This window comes from Paenibacillus graminis, from assembly GCF_000758705.1.
GTDB classification, from domain to species: Bacteria; Bacillota; Bacilli; order Paenibacillales; family Paenibacillaceae; genus Paenibacillus_AQ; species Paenibacillus_AQ graminis.
Genome location: NZ_CP009287.1, coordinates 5,919,586 through 5,936,680, shown reverse-complemented (window position 1 = coordinate 5,936,680; position 17,095 = coordinate 5,919,586). Strand labels below are relative to the sequence as shown.

Genomic DNA, 17,095 nt, shown 5'->3' with positions numbered 1-17,095 from the left:
CTCAAGTATACGAACTCCCTGGAGCGTTGTAAAGAAGAGACTGCGAAGGGAATAATTGATTTTATGCAATTTAATTTCATAAAACATTACACAAAGTCACTATAAATATGTTATACTATGGATGTGTCGGTAAATGGTAATCTGGTTATCATATTACATGAAACATTTATCCCGTTATAATTTCGGAGTGAATTCGCCACACTAGGCTTAAGGGTTATAGAAGCGGATGAAAGTTTCGTACAACTTAAAGGAGGAACTATATCATGGCTATCGTGAACGTGTCTGACCAATCCTTTGTGGGTGAAGTTGAAGGTCAAGGTACTGTTGTTGTAGATTTCTGGGCACCTTGGTGCGGCCCTTGCAAAATGCTGGCCCCAATTCTGGAGGAACTGTCCACTGAACTGGGAGACGATGTGAAAATTGCCAAGCTGAACGTTGATGAAAATCCGGAAACAGCTTCCCGTTTTGGGGTCATGAGCATTCCTACCCTGATCTTCTTTAAAGACGGCCAGCCTGTGGACAAAGTTGTAGGACTGAACTCCAAGGATTCCCTTAAGAATATTGTAGCTAAACATCAGTAAAATTGATGCTGTAGTATCCGGGGCCTACGCCCTGACACACAAAGCGCCTTCGGTTTATCCGAGGGCGCTTTGTGTGTCAGGCGGAAGCTGCTGCGCCTTTTGGAAGAATGAACGTTTTTAGCCAACAGAACTCTATTTTTGTATGCTATGGGGTTGAACCTATAGCTTTTTATATTTAAAATTAAGTTATCACGGTGATGTTTACAGGTGGGGGAGAACTCATGGATTATATGGATAATATCCGCAACAAACTGGCATTGCTGCCCGACCTGCCCGGGTGCTATCTGATGAAGAATGAAGAGGGCACTATTATTTATGTGGGGAAGGCCAAGGTGCTGAAGAACCGGGTCCGCTCTTATTTTACGGGCAGCCATAACGGTAAGACCCAGAGACTCGTCGCCAATATTGCCGACTTTGAATATATCGTCACGTCCAGTAACATGGAGGCGCTCATTCTGGAGTGCAACCTGATTAAAAAGCATATGCCGCGTTATAATGTGCTTTTGAAGGACGACAAGACGTTTCCGTATTTGAAAATCACGAATGAAGCTCATCCGCGCCTGGAAGTTACGCGCCGGGTGATTAAGGATAAAGCGAAGTATTTCGGTCCATATCCGAACGCTTATGCGGCGCATCAGACCAAGAAGCTGCTTGACCGAATGTATCCGCTGCGCAAATGCGGCGTGATGCCGAAGGAAGTGTGCCTGTATTATCATATGGGCCAGTGTCTGGCGCCCTGCGAAAAGGAAGTGCCCAAGAACGCTTATGAGGAAATTACGCAGAGTATTGCCGGTTTTCTCGGAGGCGGCCATGAGGCAGTCAAGAAGGATCTGCAGCAAAAGATGCAGGAGGCCGCAGAGGAGCTGTATTTCGAGCGGGCCAAGGAGCTGCGTGACCAGATTATCCACATCGATGCCCTGATGGAGAAACAGAAAATTAACACGGCGGATACCAAGGACCGCGATGTATTTGGCTATGCCGTGGATAAGGGCTGGATGTGTGTGCAGATTCTGTACATGCGGCAGGGGAAAATGATCCAGCGGCACTCCTCCGTGTTCCCTTTCTACGGGGAGGCGTACAGCGATTTCATCTCCTATGTGACGCAGTACTACAGCGAGAACCCGGCCCTGCCGCAGGAAATTCTGCTGCCGGATACCGTGCTTGAGGGCACGGATAAATCAGGCAAGCCGCAGCTGGCGGTCAGCGGTGAGACGGAACAGTCTGGCGCTGATGATGCGGCAGTGGCTGAGCTGGCCGCAGAGGATGCCGGTAAGGCTGTGGGAAGCGCGGCAGACGGCGGGGTAACCGAAGCCGCTGCCATGCGGGCAGAGTCGGAGGAAGCGGCGCTGGAGGCTGCAGCGCAAACGGATGCGGGTGAAGCCGCTGAGGCTGAGGCTGAGGCTGCCGCTGAAGGCACCGTGGACGCGGCCGGCGGCGCGGCTGCCCTGCAGGAATGGCTGGGCATCAAGGTGCTGGTGCCGCAGCGCGGGCTGAAGAAGCAGATGGTCGGGATGGCCTGCCAGAACGGCCGGGTGGCGCTGGACGAGAAGTTCCGCCTAATCGAGCGGGACGAGGAGCGAACCTCCGGCGCAGCCAGCAGCCTGGGCCAGAGCCTGGGCCTGGAATCCCTTAGCCGGATTGAAGCATTTGACAACTCGAATATCCAGGGAACCAATCCGGTATCCGCGATGGTTGTGTTCATTGACGGCAAGCCTGCCCGCAAGGAATACCGCAAATATAAGGTCCGCTCGGTACAGGGGCCGGATGACTACGAAACGATGCGCGAGGTGATCCGCCGCCGCTATGAACGCGTGCTGAAGGAGAACCTGCCGCAGCCTGATCTGATTGTGGTCGATGGAGGGAAAGGGCAAATTTCTTCCGCCATTGATATTCTGCAGAATGAGCTGGGGCTGTACATCCCGGTCTGCGGCCTGGTGAAGGACGACAAGCACAGAACGGCTCAGCTGCTGGTCGGGGATTCGGCCGAGCCGGTCCAGCTTGCCCGGGACAGCCAGGAGTTTTATCTGCTGCAGCGCATCCAGGATGAGGTTCACCGGTTTGCGATTACATTCCACCGCGAGCAGCGCGGCAAATCGATGGTTACCTCAAAGCTCGACTCCATTCCGGGCATCGGCGACAAACGCCGGAAGCTGCTTCTGAAGCATTTTGGCTCGCTCAAAAAAATCAAGGAGGCCAGCATCGAGGACTTCCGTCCGCTGTCGATCGGCGACAAGCTGGCTGCGCAGATTCTGAATGCCCTGAAGGACGAGGAAACGTCATTATAAAGTAATTATTACACGTCAGAGACTGGCCTTTAGGCCAGTCTCTTCTTGTGATTTAAAGAAATTAAGATTTTCCTGTTGCGATAAGGCGTGTATTAAAATGGAGATAAGAATCTTTTAGTTCAATTCGTCTAAAGGACAAATATGGACCAGAAACAACGGCAGAAATGCTGTTGTTGAAGCGCTGAAGGGAAGTTTGTCCGAAAACAACGGCAGAAATGCTGTTGTTGAAGCGCTGAAGGGAAGTTTGTCCGGAAACAACGGCAGAAATGCTGTTGTTGAAGTGCTGGAGGGAAGTTTGTCCGGAAACAACGGCAGAAATGCTGTTGTTGAAGCGCTGAAGGGAAGTTTGTCCGGTAACAACGGCAGAAATGCTGTTGTTGAAGCGCTGGAGGGAAGTTTATCCCATAACAACGGCAGAAATGATGTTGTTGAAGCGCTGAAGGGAAGCTTGTCCAATAACAACGGCAAAAGCGGGCTAAATGGCGGATCGGGAGGTGGAATAACAAACAGGTGATTCTTTCGCCACCCGATAAATAACTCTAATCCCCATCTAACAAACGGATTTTTAGGGAAAAAAAAGCTTCGCTGATGTTCCCTAAATGAAATAATTAATCATTACACATATATATCACATATCATATGACATGTGATGAAGTGCATTATAACTTTGGTGATGATGCTGATCCGAGTCATTTTAATTACTGCAAGACTCATCATGCGATGGAGGGCTATTAGAACCTGCAAGGCACTACATGCGCAAACGGCTGAGCCGCCCATGGAAAGGCGCTCAGCCGTTTGCGGCCGGTCTTCAGTTAGGCGATGGGGCTGACAGGCTCTGCCGGCTCTATTTTGCGCGGGGGATTGAACCGGTACACGATATAGCCCACGATGAACGGCAGGACAATGGTGACAATGCCTGCACCGACATTCACGGACTCCTTCATGAAGATCAGAGTGGTGCCCATCAGGATGCTGTCAAACACCACGTGGCTGAACATGACGGCAATAAAGCCGTAGCGCAGGAAAATATAGCTGAACAGCAAGCCGATCACCGTCAGCTCAATCGGACGCGAGCTGATGGGATAGATCGGGTACAGCGTATGTCCGAACGCCCAGATCAGGGTGGTGATCAGCGAGGCCAGGAAGGTGCTGCGGACGATCTTCTTGACCATCCGGATGCCGAACAGGCGGTATACGGCTTCCTCGGACAACCCGGCAAGCCAGGCGACAATGGGCAGCAGCCAGGCATATCTCATATTGTACGGTGACTGGCTGGCATCCGTGGTGGACCAGTTATGCAGGGTGTACGACAGGATGATGAACATTAAGGTCTGTACGCCGAGCAAAATAAAGGCCCAGACATACCCGGCACGCATACTGTCCAGCACATAACGCCCGTAACCCGGCTCCTTGGCGCGCGGCCAGGGGTTCAGGCCTTCTTCCTTGCGCCACAGGCCATTGCCTCCAACAAGTGAGAAGTAGAGCATCAGCGACATCAGCAGACTGTAAAAAAGATAGAATAGGAGCATGACGAGACTTGTGATGCGGCTCTCCAGGCTGTCCCCGCTGGCCTCCGGCAGCATGTTGTAGGTACTGACCATCATAATTACAAAATGGGCGGAGCTGAGGAAGATGCCGCGCTTAAACGAGGTATGGCCTCTGCGCAGAATGCTGTAGATCAGGGCGAGAATGCCCAGCGCCAGCGTCGGCACGCCGTAGCCGACCCCGGTCAGCCACCGGGCCAGTGCGGTCTGATCCTCGACATAGCTGGTATGCCAGGCCGGGGCGGTGAACCCTGCCCGGAAATACGAGACCTGTTCCTGCTGAAATTTGAATTTGTACTGCAGCTGCGACTCTCCAATCTTGACGGAGCTGTCTGTATAGACCAGGCTGTAAGGGTCTGTGCCTGACTGAATCTGCAGTTTGGCGGGATTTACTTCCCATAATTGAAGCCAAGGCCGGGCAAGTTCCTTTTTCTGTTCAAGCGAAAGCTCCGGTTCACTGGCTGTGTTTACAGTATCCGGAAGGGCAGAGCTGCCAGTGTTCCCTGTTTCTGCGCTAGAACTTACGTCTTCCCCGCGGCCGAATCCAACAACCTTCCCGGTGTACATATTCAGGTCAACCGATAGAATCGGATTCGCTTCACCGGAACCGTGCAGTACGGCATGAAAGACATCGAACGGATAACGCTGATCCAGCTTCGCTTTGGAATATTGATCCAGAAGCTTCTCCCGGGACATGTAGCCGTAGAAGGAGGAGTCTGTACGGTAGCTTACAGCCCAATTTTCCCCTGGGGAATCTGGATGGCCAAGCTGCTGGGCTGCGAATGCGGCGGCTTGCTCACGGGCCTCATTTTTGCTGATAGGTGTGGTGTCAGAATCACCCGGGCCCCCTAAGAGCTGGGGTGCGATCTGGAACATAATGAACACAATAAGACCGATGATGCCCGCTAGAATGAGCCTGGTTGAAAGGGGCCGCTGCTGTAGGGGCTGGCCGACGGAATTCATGTAACGCCTCCTTGTTATGTAATAAGCCTGTTCTTTCCATTATAATATTAGCAGCAGGCCGGTTACAAAAAAATGCCGTATTATCCTTTTACGTGGAAATGGCCGGGCTTATGCTTATTTTGTCCTTACGGCTTCATTCTTTTGTACCAAGGCGGGTTGGGAATATTCGGCCTGCAGAAATACAGCATACCGCAAAAGGCCGGCCAATTAAAGTTCAATCAAAAACGGGAATCAGCTGCAACAAAATGAACCTTTGTGAAGTAAGGGAATAACGATTATAATTTGTATGTTTCTAACGCAACCAGCGAGAGGATGAGAAGATTGGCCTCACCGTTACCCAAGATTAACAATTTCAGATTTTTGAAGCTGTCTCCGCCGCAGATTCTGGTGCTGGGCTTTGCTGCCGTTATTCTGATCGGAACCCTGCTTCTGATGCTTCCGGTGTCAAGCACGTCGGGAGAATCACTCCAATTTATCGATGCGCTGTTTACTGCAACTTCTGCAACTTGCGTCACCGGGCTTGTCGTGGTGGATACAGGGACGTATTTCACAGTGTTCGGACAAATTGTGATTATGGTACTTATTCAAGTTGGCGGCCTGGGCTTCATGACGATGGCAACTCTGTTTGCGCTTGTACTGAAACGCAGGATCTCCCTGCGTGACCGGCTGATTCTCCAGGAAGCCATGAATCAGGGCTCAATGGAAGGCATTGTGCGGCTGATCCGCAAGGTGCTGATTTATTCACTCGTCATTGAAGCTGGGGCTGCAGTTATCCTCTCGATGCGCTGGGCATTTGATATGCCGCTTGGGCGTGCGGTCTATTTTGGTATTTTTCATGCGGTATCAATGTTCAACAACGCCGGTTTTGATATCTTTGGGGACTTTCGCAGCCTGACGGAATATGTCAGCGACCCTATTGTCAACATCGTGGTCATGTTTCTGATTGTTTCCGGGGGGATTGGCTTCATTGTTATGTCGGATCTCGTAGACTACCGCCGCCGTACGCGCAGATTGTCACTGCACAGCAAGGTGGTTCTGTCGATGACAGCGGCGCTGATAGTAATCGGAACGGTTGTTATTTTTGTTTTCGAATTCACCAACTCCCGCACGCTGGGTCCGCTGAACTTTGGCGGCAAAATCTGGGCCGCATTCTTTCAATCTGTCACTCCGCGTACAGCCGGGGCAAATACTCTGGATATTGCCGGACTCCGCCAGGCCTCGCAATTTTTTATAGTAATTCTGATGTTTATCGGGGCTTCGCCCGGCTCAACTGGCGGCGGCATCAAGACTACAACCTTTACCCTGATGATCGGTGCGGTTATCTCGATGCTCCGTGGACGCGAGGATATCGTCTTGTTCCGTTACCGTCTTGCCCAGGAACGCGTATTCAAGGCGTTGACCGTTACCCTGCTGGCGCTGCTGCTGATTGTGACCGTGTCCATGGTGCTGTCCACCACGGAGGACCGGGCGTTTCTGATGATTCTGTTCGAGACGACCTCGGCCTTCGCTACGGTGGGCCTCAGTATGGGACTTACGCCGGAACTGAGCCAGGCCGGCAAAATCCTGATCTGTCTGACGATGTTCGCCGGACGGCTTGGGCTGCTCACCCTGGCGTATGCAATCGGCCCGAAACAGGGTAAGCAATTATATAAATATCCGGAAGGTAAAATGATAATTGGATAAGGGGTTATGGATATTATGAAAGCACAGCAGTTTGTCATCATCGGACTCGGCCGCTTTGGCTCAAGTCTTGCCCTGGAACTGATGGCCATGGGCTATGAAGTGCTTGGCATTGACCATGTTGAGGAACGGGTGGAGGAAATGAGCGGCCAGCTGACACATACGGTCATGGCGGATGCCACGGATGAGGGAATCATGCGCTCACTGGGCGTGCGCAACTTTGATTGCGGCATAGTTGCAATCGGAGACAACATGGAGCGCAGCATCCTGGCGGCAATTCTTTTGAAAGAGCTGGGTGTGAAACAGGTGGTGGCTAAAGCGATCTCTATCCTTCATGGACGGGCGCTTTCCAAGCTTGGTGTGGACCGTGTGATTTTTCCTGAACGGGATATGGGCATTCGTGTGGCTCATCAGCTGACCACGCCCAATCTGCTGGATTATATCGAGCTTTCCAAAGATTACAAGGTGGTCGAGCTGACCGTGCCCGCCTGTATGGACGGCAAAAGCCTCTCTGAGCTCAACACACGGGCCAAATACGGCTGCAGCATCATTGCCCTGAACCGCGAGGACGGCGTAATTGTTGCCCCCACCGCGCATGACCATGTGCATCAAGGCGATATTATGGTGGTTATCGGTTCCAATGAGAGCATTGTGGAGTTCGAGGATGAAGCGGTGAATGTGGAGTAGCCGGCGTCTGCAGGGCAGGCGGGAAAATATAACGCAAATAAGGCCCGGATGCCATCCGGGCCTTTATTATGGTGAGAGCGAGGCGATGGTGGCGAATATCCGCGAATAGGCATCTTTGATATTGACGGAATTTACCTTGTCATTATATAGTCCGTAGCCCCAATATTGCATTTTGCCGCCAGACTGATAGTAGCCTGTGATATACGTTCCTGATTCCATATCAGGAACTTCCTCATAAGAGAGATCCTTGTATACAAAGGGGATATAAGACTTCATGGATTCGATGAAGAAAAAAGGAACCCCTGCATTCTTATAGACCTGTGCATACTCAGGCTCTGCCGCTTCGGATAAATAATCTTTCCCGATAAAAACGGCATCTACTGTATTGGGGAACACCGAGCATTCTTTTAGGTCATCGAAGCTCATCTCTGTAAAGCTGATATTCCGCTCCCGGATAGCCGGCGCATCGCCTATGACCCCAATCTCCAAGGACTGTCCATCATAGAGCGGGGTGTCGACAGAATTTGAGGCACAGCCTGTTAACATCATGATCATCAGGATGAGCAGAGCACCTGGGAATATGTATCTGAACATTTGGTACCGCTCCTTCAGCCAACAACCTGCCGATTGATATGGAATACTCCACTCATCATACTATTTGCTGACAAACAGGTAAAGATTACCTTTCCTAAATGGGGAGCCCTGCAACGGCAGATTTGCCGTTAAACTGTTCAGTCGCCTGTATCCTTTGTCCAGACCTCCCGGTCCTTGCCAGTCCTGTTCATGCCAAGCATACCAGTTATTCCCGTCCCGGCAGGAACACTTCCTCTGTGACCTGCACCAGGCAGCGTGCAGCTGTGCTTAGGCCGCCACTGCTAGGGTAGATCAGACAGGTCGTCCGCTGGGTCTGCTCCAGCTCCTTAATATGCAGCGAGACCAGGCCGCCCCCGTTCAGCAGCTCAGGGCGGAGGTAAGACTTCGGAAGCAGCGCTGCAGCTTTGATCGTCGGCAGCAGCCGGACGATGGCCTCGAAGGAGTCGATCTCCATCCGCACATCGGGATCGACTCCGCTGCGCTGAAATACTTCATCGGTCATACGGCGGTACCAGGTGCCCTTGGAGAAGAGGATCATCGGCAGCCGGGAGAGGTCGCTCATCGTCAGCTTCGGTGACAGGGTCAGAGGGTGGTGCTCGGAAACCACCAGCCGCAGCTGATCCTCGAACAGCGGGATGCAGCGCAGACCCGGCTCCTGAGTAGCGGATGCGATAATCCCAAGATCGGCCCTGCCTTCGCTGACGGAAGAGACAATCTCATGCGTCTTGCCGGTAATCAGCTTCAGCTCGGCTGCCGGATATTTCTCCATGTAGGCATTCACAAGCGGCGGCAGAGTAGTCTGAAGCGTGGTCAGGCTGGCCCCGAGGGTTACAAGCTGCGGTTCCCCTTCCTTGAACTTCGACAGCGCTTCCAGAAACTTGGAACGCTGCTGCCGCTGCTCCAGCGCATAGGTATAAGTAAGACGGCCCACCTCCGTCAGCTCCAGCCGCTTGCCGAACCGGTTGAACAGTGCAACGCCGAGCCGCTCCTCCAGCTTGGAGATTTTGCGGGAGAGGGCAGGCTGGGACAAATTAAGCTGGCGCGAAGCCCGGTTCAGGCTGGAGTGTTCCACGACAGCAGCAAAAATATCCAAATCATCAAACATAAGCCTTCCTCCTTTAAGTGATACCATATTCGATAAAGTGATAAATAGCATAGCCGTTATCAGGCTGCATCCTTTGCCAGCAAGGATAAACAGAGTATTAATCCTTATTTTCGCCCTCTAAATGAGAATTATTATCATATTAAAAATATTCTTATGCGTTTATTGTATAACGTTTAATAATTAGATTGCAATTCCCTTATAAGTGAAAAAGGAGTAACATGAAAAGTGACACAAGATATTCACATATTGTGAATGTTGCAGCAAAGTCCGGGAAAACAATGAATAGCGGTGAAAATAGACATTTTGCGGGCTTCCCTAAGCCCCTTGCCCCCTGTTTCAACTGTACTCCCGGCGGTGTATGCTCATTAATGAAAACGCTGTTTTATATCGGAAAGGGGACACTTTGCATGAGAGGATTTTATTCCAGAAAGATTCATTCCTTGCTTGGCGTGATCCCGCTCGGGTTCTTTTTCCTAGAGCACATGCTGACGAATTTCTCGGCAGTAGAGGGAGGCGCTTCCGGTTTTACGGACAGTGTGCTGTGGCTGAACAGCCTGCCGCTCGTCTTCTTCCTGGAATTGTTCGGCATATGGCTTCCGCTGCTGTATCACGGGGTCTACGGGCTGTATATTGCCTACCAGGCCAAGCCAAACCTGAACCGCTACAATCTTGAACGGAACTGGCGGTACACGCTGCAGCGGATCAGCGGAGTGATCACCTTTATCTTCATTGTCTGGCATCTGTACGATACCCGTGTTCAGGTGGCGCTCGGCAATGTGGAGCACGAAGAGCTTGGCGGTGTTATGCATAACATTGTAACCCAGCCGCTGCTGCTGACTGTGTATATCATCGGTATTCTGGCAGCCTGCTTCCACTTTGCGAACGGTCTCTGGTCGTTTCTGATCAGCTGGGGAATTACCGTGGGGCCCCGTTCCCAAAGAGTATCCTCCGTCATCTGTCTGGGCCTGTTCGTAATTGTCAGCTTCATGTTCCTGTTCTCGCTGGTTACTTTCCGTGACAATGAATTCCAGGCTACGGCTTCGGCTGTACAGTCGCTTCGCAATCTGATTTAACAAACCAGAAAGCGTCCAACCTCGGACGAACTTATGATGCAATATACAAGTGGTCAATCTGCAAAACAATTTAGGAGGGAACAAATCATGGCATCAGCCGATATCATTATCGTGGGCGGGGGGCTGGCCGGCCTGATGGCTACCATCAAGGCTGCAGAATCCGGCGCACATGTGCATTTATTCTCCCTTGTTCCTGTCAAAAGATCGCATTCGGTCTGCGCGCAAGGCGGCATCAACGGAGCGGTGAACACCAAAGGTGAGGGAGACTCGCCTTGGGAGCATTTCGACGACACTGTATACGGCGGCGATTTTCTTGCCAACCAGCCTCCGGTCAAGGCGATGTGTGAGGCTGCACCGGGGATCATCCATCTGATGGACCGGATGGGTGTCATGTTCAACCGCACGCCGGAGGGGCTGCTCGATTTCCGCCGGTTCGGCGGCACGAAGCGCCACCGGACAGCTTTTGCAGGTGCGACGACCGGCCAGCAGCTGCTGTATGCGCTGGATGAGCAGGTGCGCCGCTGGGAAGCCGAAGGCCTGGTCACCAAAAGCGAGAACTGGGAATTCCTCTCGGTGATCTTGGATGATGAACGCGTATGCCGCGGCATCAGTGCCCAGAATCTCAAGACGATGGAGATTCAGACCTTCCCGGCGGATGCGGTGATTCTGGCGAGCGGCGGTCCCGGTATTATTTTTGGCAAAACAACGAACTCGGTCATCAACACGGGAACAGCTGCCAGCGCTGTATACCAGCAGGGTGTGCATTACGCCAACGGCGAATTCATTCAGATCCATCCGACCGCGATTCCCGGCGATGACAAGCTGCGGCTGATGTCGGAATCGGCGCGCGGTGAAGGCGGACGCATCTGGACCTACAAGGACGGTAAGCCGTGGTACTTCCTGGAGGAGAAATATCCTTCCTACGGGAATCTGGTGCCGCGCGATATTGCAACCCGGGAGATTTTTAATGTGTGTGTGGACCAGGGGCTGGGCATTAACGGTGAAAATATGGTCTACCTGGATCTTTCCCACAAGGACCCGAAGGAGCTGGACGTTAAGCTGGGCGGCATTATCGAAATCTATGAAAAATTCATGGGCGATGATCCCCGCAAAATTCCGATGAAAATATTCCCGGCTGTGCATTACTCCATGGGCGGCATGTGGGTCGACTATAACCAGATGACCAATATTCCCGGGCTGTTCGCGGCAGGGGAATGTGAATACCAATATCACGGTGCAAACCGGCTCGGCGCGAACTCGCTCGTATCGGCGATCTACGGCGGTATGGTCTCGGGGCCGAAGGCTGTTGAATATATTAAAGGACTGAAGAAATCGGTACAGGACATTTCCTCTGCCGTCTTTGACAGCTTCCATAAGACACAAACTGATAAATATGAGTCTTTGCTGGCGATGTCGGGCACTGAGAACGCCTATGTCATTCATAAAGAGCTGGGCGAATGGATGACCGCCAATATGACGGTTGTGCGCGAGAATACCAAGCTTACTGCCACCATCGGCAAAATCAAAGAGCTGAAGGAGCGCTACCGCCGGATCAACATGAACGATACCTCGCGTTGGAACAACCAGGGCGTAGCCTTCACCCGCCAGCTGTGGAACATGCTGGAGCTGTCCGAAGCCATGACCCTCGGGGCGCTGCTGCGCAACGAGAGCCGCGGCGCGCACTATAAGCCGGAATTCCCGACACGCAATGACGAGGAATTCCTGAAGACCACCAAGGCCGCATGGACGGCGGACGGCCCGCAAATCTCTTACGAAGAAGTGGATGTATCGCTGATTCCTCCACGGGTACGGGATTACTCGAAGGATTGACCGTGGAACGGTGAGGCAGTGTACGATAAGAACTATAGAGGAACATCGGTCAGTAAACGGGCTGCCAATGCTAATTGTATTTCATGAATTAGACGGACTTCCAAGCGCTCTTAAAGAGAGTTAGCTGTATTTTGTACCATTATTTTGGAGAATTGTTCGTTTAGGGAGTGTTTCCCGAAATGTAACTGCATAAATTGCAACTATATGTTGAAATGAGCAAAAATCAGCTGTTTTAGCTGTACAAAGTACAATAAAATGTTCGGTCAGTGTACCATAAAACTTTTAGGAGGTAACAGATATGGCGGAAACTGCTGCAGCTCCCAAAAACGTAAAATTTGTGATTACCCGCCAGGACGAACCGGAGACGGCCCCTTATACGGAAGAGTTCGAGCTTGCGTACCGTCCGGGGATGAATGTGATCAGCGCGTTGATGGAGATTCAGCGCAACCCGGTCAACGCCAAGGGGGACAGCACGGTTCCGGTCTGCTGGGAGTCCAACTGTCTGGAGGAGGTGTGCGGGGCCTGCTCCATGGTAATCAACGGCAAGCCCCGCCAGGCCTGCGCCGCTCTGATCGATAATCTGGAGCAGCCGGTGCGCATCGAGCCGATGAAGACCTTCCCGGTGGTGCGTGACCTGGTGATTGACCGCAGCCGGATGTTTGGCGCGCTTAAACGGGTCAAGGCGTGGATTCCGATCGACGGCACCTATGATCTCGGTCCTGGCCCGCGTATGCCGGAGAAGAAGCGCCAATGGGCGTATGAGCTGTCCAAGTGCATGACCTGCGGCGTCTGCCTGGAAGCCTGTCCTAACGTCAATGAAAAAACTAATTTCATCGGCCCGGCGGCCATTTCACAGGTCCGTCTGTTCAACGCCCATCCGACAGGCGAGATGAATGCGGATGAGCGTCTGGATGCGCTGATGGAAGACGGAGGCATTGACGGCTGCGGCAACTCGCAGAACTGCGTGCGCGCCTGCCCGAAAGGCATCCCGCTCACCACGTCCATTGCCGAGATCAACAAACAGACCACCAAGCATATGTTCAAACGCTGGCTGGGTGTATAGCAGCCAACCAAGAACCAATTAGTAAAAAGGAAAGCCCTGCCGCTGCCGGCAGGGCTTTTGTGCCTTTCTGGGGAAGGTGAGGTGGCTTTTCTTTTACACTTGAGGAGTTTAGTAGGAGCAGAGGGGGAACTTGGGGGGGAGGTAGTGATAACTTCTCAGGGAGGCAAAAGCGCTGGAAGGGGGATTGTTCGACAGTCCGTTATTTATCCTTCTATGGGCTACTCCAGTACATAAGACGGAAGGGGGGATCGCGGTAACGGTAGGAGACAGAGGGTCCAGGAAGTTTAGGGAGCGGAGGAAACGTTGCAGGGAGTAATGGAGGTGGGAGTTGAAGCGTTGCAGGATTACAAAGCGTACGGGCGGAGGTACAGGAGAGTGTGGGCGGTGCGAGGTATAGGAAGAGTACGGGGGGTGCGAGGTACAGGGAGAGTACGGGTGGTACAGAGGTGTAGGTGGTGCAGAGAGCGAAGTGGAATTAGTGCACTTAAATCGGCTGGAAAGCCTTCTGCAGAGGGAATAGTGGGAAAAAGTGAACTTAATTTAAACGAAATCATCCGAAAGGGTAGAAATCGGCTCAATTAGATATCCTTTTTCCATCTAATGCTTGCGGGAAGCGGGACGGGGAGGATTTAAGTTCACTTTTTCCACTCGGGCTTGCAGCAGTACTTGCATTGACCTAATTCTACACTACACTTGCATTGACTACTTCAACACAGTAAGCGTCTACGTATCTCGTACTTGTATACCTACGTACTATGTGTTACGTACTACGTGCCTACGTGCTACGTACTACGTGCTACGTGCTACGTAACATACCCCTATGTACCTCTATGTAACTGCACTTATCTGTACTTACCTGTACTTACCTGTACTTACCTGTACTTACCTGTACTTACCTGTACTTACCTGTACTTACCTCTACGCAGACTGTTTCTTTCCAACGGAAAAACGGGTACATGTTAAAACAGTCCATTCAGGAGGGAACAGCTTTACATACAATGACGGCAAGACGTCAAGATTCCAACAAATATGGGTGCATATGTTATAATCTTCATAGCCGATGCATATCCAGGCTGTGGATATATCAGGGGGGAATAATTGTGATTTGTCGTGAACAGGACGGATATTTAATAATGATGAGGCAGCATGAGCACGGGCTATTGGCTGGTAAATTTGCCGAATGGTTCAAGGAGCAGCATGTTCCGGCAGAAGGACGCCAGGCAGAGGTGCTGCGGGCGATCAGCCATCATGACCGGGGCTGGATTGATCTTGATGAGACTCCATTCTGGAATGATGCGGAAAGGGCGCCATATACTTTTATAGACTTTCCGCTTGTACCGAAGCTGACCTTCTACAGACGCGGGCTGGATGAGATTGAGGCGGACACGCCGTATGGCGCCCTGCTCTGCAGTTCGCATTATGAGCGGCTGATTGAGATATCCGGCGAGGATTGTCCGGAGCTTACTGCCTACCTGAAGCATGAGGAGGACCGCCGGGCCCGTATCCACCGTCATCTGGAGAACAGCAAACCGCTCGCAGAGGGTGAATTGTATTATGATGCGAGATTGCTGCAGTTCTGCGACGATCTCTCGCTGTACCTGGGCTTAAGTGAGCCGGGAAGCCCAAAATCGGAAGAGCATCCCTGGTTCCGTGACGGCTTCTCGGGAAGTGAGGATTTCAGCTTCACTTCCGGCCGTCTGATTATGGCGGAATGGCAGGATGAGTCTACACTGCTGCTTGATCCTTTTCCGTTCACCGAGAACGTCAGGGTGGCCTTTAAGCTGCGCCGGGTCCTTAAGAAGGATGTAGAGAGCCAAGGCATCGCCCGCGCCTACAGCGGCACGCCGGAAGAGGAATGCCACATTACTGTAGCAAGCCGGTCCGAATAGACCGTAGTTGAGCGGAACCAGGGAACAGGAGAGGATTGCCCATGACTTGGTGGATGTGGACCCTTAATATAGCTGTAATTGTGCTGTTCTCGTTGTGGCTGTACCGGATAAAGCTGAGCTGGATGGGAAAAGGGGTGCTCCTTGCTCCCATTCTGATCTATGCCCTGGTTTCGGTCGAAGATCTGCTGAACTGGATTGATCTCGGTGCCATTTTGCCAGGAGACAAGGGGCTGCGCGGACTTATTCTCATTTTTGCTCTGGCTTCGATGCTGTTCTATGTGCTGTTTATCTTTCATGAAATCAAGGAATCGAACAGCAAGGAGGTCAGGCTGCAGCAGACGCTGGTGCGCATCAGTATTGCGGCCTTCTCCTGCATTATTTTTTTTACGATTGTATATACATCCATATATAAGCTGTTTGGACAGTCCTCCTTCGATGGAAAAGGGCTCGGCGATGATTTGCTCAGCCAGTTGATTACCTTCCTCTACTTCAGCGTGGCTACCTTTACAACAGTCGGGTACGGGGATGTAGCCCCGGTGGACAACACCTCTCGTCTTGTGGTTATCATGCAGATCAGCTTCAGCTTCATTACCGTCGCCTATGCATTATCCATGCTGGGTTTGTTCCGCAAGATTCTGGGCCCCGGCTCGGAAGAGGAGATTGAAGCCGAGATTGATGTAAATATCGAAACTGAGGTTGATGAGAAGGTAGAAGAAGCGAAGGATGAGTTGCAGCCGGAAAAGTGTGCAGAACGCTCCGGTTCACCCAAGCCATCCGACTAGCTTTCATTCCCCCGTAACAATCCTGTAAGAAAGGAGAACCTCCCTATGAATAAAAAATCGTCCGGGGCTTCTCCCGATCTCCCGGCAGCTGCCGCAGAAGGCAGCACCCGGTACAGTACTCCGCCCGCGCAGACCGGCGGCGGCCGCAAAATCACCCGCCGCCAATTCCTGACCCGGGGGGCGGCTACATTATTCGGCGCAGGGCTGCTCACCAGCGGCTACGCCTGGAAGGGTGAGCCGAACTGGCTGGACATTACCCGGCTGGAGCTGTCCTTCAAGGAGCTTCCATCCGCCTTTGCAGGTACCCGGCTGGTACATTTCAGCGATGTGCATCTGGGCTTCAACAAGGATGTTCACGATTTGAAGCGGCTGGTCGGGCATATCAAGGAGGCCCAGCCGGACATCATCTGCTTCACCGGAGATATTGTGGACAGCTATGCCGAGGATCTGACGGAGTCCGTACCGGTTCTGGCAGAGCTGAGTGCACCGCTTGGCAAATACGCGATCCTGGGCAACCATGATTACAAGAATACGGAGCTGCTCACCCGGCTGCTGAATGAAGCCGGATTCCGCGTGCTGCGGAACCAGTCTTATCTGGTGAAGCAGGGGGGGGCCTCCATCGCAGTGGCGGGACTCGAAGACATGCTGCACGGCAAGCCTAATCCCCAGGCGGCTCTGAAGGATGTTCCTGAGGGAATGTTCACGCTGCTGATGATGCATGAGCCGGATTATGCCGACACGGTAGAAGCGTATCCCTTCCATCTGCAGCTCTCCGGGCATAGTCATGGCGGGCAGATCCGCCTGCCCTTTGTGGGCGCGGCATACACTCCATATGGATCGAATAAATACATAAGCGGGTTGTATTATACGGACAAAAAGAGGATGCCGGTGTATGTCAACAGGGGGTTCGGCGAAACCTATATGCCATTCCGGTTTATGTGCAGGCCTGAACTGACCATTTTTACCCTGCGACGGGCATAGTAACGGTGATCCTGTTATGGGCTGGCTGGCAGACGGGG

14 protein-coding genes are annotated in these 17,095 nt (G+C 52.3%); 11 read left to right on the top strand and 3 right to left on the bottom strand.

Annotated features, from left to right (window positions below; genetic code table 11):
* Positions 1-263 precede the first annotated feature (263 nt).
* The 3 genes from trxA to PGRAT_RS33530 all read left to right on the top strand — a co-directional run bounded on the left by trxA (position 264) and on the right by PGRAT_RS33530 (position 3,380).
* Positions 264-581 (top strand): thioredoxin, encoded by a 318-nt coding sequence (gene trxA, locus PGRAT_RS25680; protein WP_020430371.1) that lies wholly within the window; start codon positions 264-266, stop codon positions 579-581.
* 221 nt (positions 582-802) lie between these two features.
* Complete coding sequence (gene uvrC, locus PGRAT_RS25675) at positions 803-2,866, top strand: excinuclease ABC subunit UvrC (RefSeq protein WP_174469035.1); 2,064 nt, start codon at positions 803-805, stop codon at positions 2,864-2,866.
* A gap of 193 nt (positions 2,867-3,059) precedes the next feature.
* Positions 3,060-3,380 (top strand): hypothetical protein, encoded by a 321-nt coding sequence (locus tag PGRAT_RS33530; RefSeq protein WP_042267418.1) that lies wholly within the window; start codon positions 3,060-3,062, stop codon positions 3,378-3,380.
* Between the two features lie 298 nt (positions 3,381-3,678).
* On the opposite strand, the gene PGRAT_RS25665 is transcribed toward PGRAT_RS33530, so the two are convergent.
* The gene (locus PGRAT_RS25665; RefSeq protein ID WP_025705648.1) at positions 3,679-5,373 is read right to left on the bottom strand and encodes a CPBP family intramembrane glutamic endopeptidase; all 1,695 of its coding nucleotides are present in this window, start codon (positions 5,371-5,373) and stop codon (positions 3,679-3,681) included.
* Between the two features lie 321 nt (positions 5,374-5,694).
* Here PGRAT_RS25665 and PGRAT_RS25660 point away from each other — a divergent pair, with 321 nt between their 5' ends.
* Together PGRAT_RS25660 and PGRAT_RS25655 are read left to right on the top strand one after the other, a co-directional pair.
* Entirely contained in the window at positions 5,695-7,056 is a 1,362-nt protein-coding gene (locus PGRAT_RS25660) for a TrkH family potassium uptake protein (protein WP_420329511.1), read from the top strand.
* 15 nt (positions 7,057-7,071) lie between these two features.
* Positions 7,072-7,740 carry a potassium channel family protein gene (locus PGRAT_RS25655; protein WP_025705646.1) on the top strand — a complete coding sequence of 223 codons (669 nt, stop codon included), beginning with the start codon at positions 7,072-7,074 and terminating at the stop codon, positions 7,738-7,740.
* A 66-nt stretch (positions 7,741-7,806) separates the two neighbouring features.
* Here the strand turns inward: PGRAT_RS25655 and PGRAT_RS25650 are convergent, their stop codons facing one another.
* Positions 7,807-8,334 carry a hypothetical protein gene (locus PGRAT_RS25650; RefSeq protein ID WP_025705645.1) on the bottom strand — a complete coding sequence of 176 codons (528 nt, stop codon included), beginning with the start codon at positions 8,332-8,334 and terminating at the stop codon, positions 7,807-7,809.
* A 205-nt stretch (positions 8,335-8,539) separates the two neighbouring features.
* Positions 8,540-9,439 carry a LysR family transcriptional regulator gene (locus PGRAT_RS25645; RefSeq protein ID WP_025705644.1) on the bottom strand — a complete coding sequence of 300 codons (900 nt, stop codon included), beginning with the start codon at positions 9,437-9,439 and terminating at the stop codon, positions 8,540-8,542.
* Between the two features lie 407 nt (positions 9,440-9,846).
* Between PGRAT_RS25645 and PGRAT_RS25640 the strand changes: the two genes are divergently transcribed.
* The 6 genes from PGRAT_RS25640 (at position 9,847) to PGRAT_RS25615 (ending at position 17,057) form a co-directional block, all read left to right on the top strand.
* A complete protein-coding gene (locus PGRAT_RS25640) occupies positions 9,847-10,512 on the top strand; it encodes a succinate dehydrogenase cytochrome b558 subunit (RefSeq protein WP_025705643.1) in 666 nt (221 codons plus the stop codon).
* Between the two features lie 87 nt (positions 10,513-10,599).
* Positions 10,600-12,342, top strand: coding sequence for a succinate dehydrogenase flavoprotein subunit (gene sdhA, locus PGRAT_RS25635; RefSeq protein WP_025705642.1), 1,743 nt, complete (start codon positions 10,600-10,602; stop codon positions 12,340-12,342).
* A 298-nt stretch (positions 12,343-12,640) separates the two neighbouring features.
* Positions 12,641-13,405, top strand: coding sequence for a succinate dehydrogenase iron-sulfur subunit (sdhB, locus tag PGRAT_RS25630; protein ID WP_025705641.1), 765 nt, complete (start codon positions 12,641-12,643; stop codon positions 13,403-13,405).
* Positions 13,406-14,505: 1,100 nt separating this feature from the next.
* On the top strand, positions 14,506-15,294 hold the full coding sequence (locus tag PGRAT_RS25625; protein WP_025705640.1) for a DUF3891 family protein: 789 nt from the start codon (positions 14,506-14,508) through the stop codon (positions 15,292-15,294).
* 41 nt (positions 15,295-15,335) lie between these two features.
* A complete protein-coding gene (locus PGRAT_RS25620) occupies positions 15,336-16,076 on the top strand; it encodes a potassium channel family protein (protein WP_025705639.1) in 741 nt (246 codons plus the stop codon).
* Positions 16,077-16,121: 45 nt separating this feature from the next.
* Positions 16,122-17,057: a metallophosphoesterase gene (locus PGRAT_RS25615; protein WP_042267416.1), complete on the top strand. Its 936-nt coding sequence runs from the start codon at positions 16,122-16,124 to the stop codon at positions 17,055-17,057.
* Positions 17,058-17,095 lie beyond the last annotated feature (38 nt).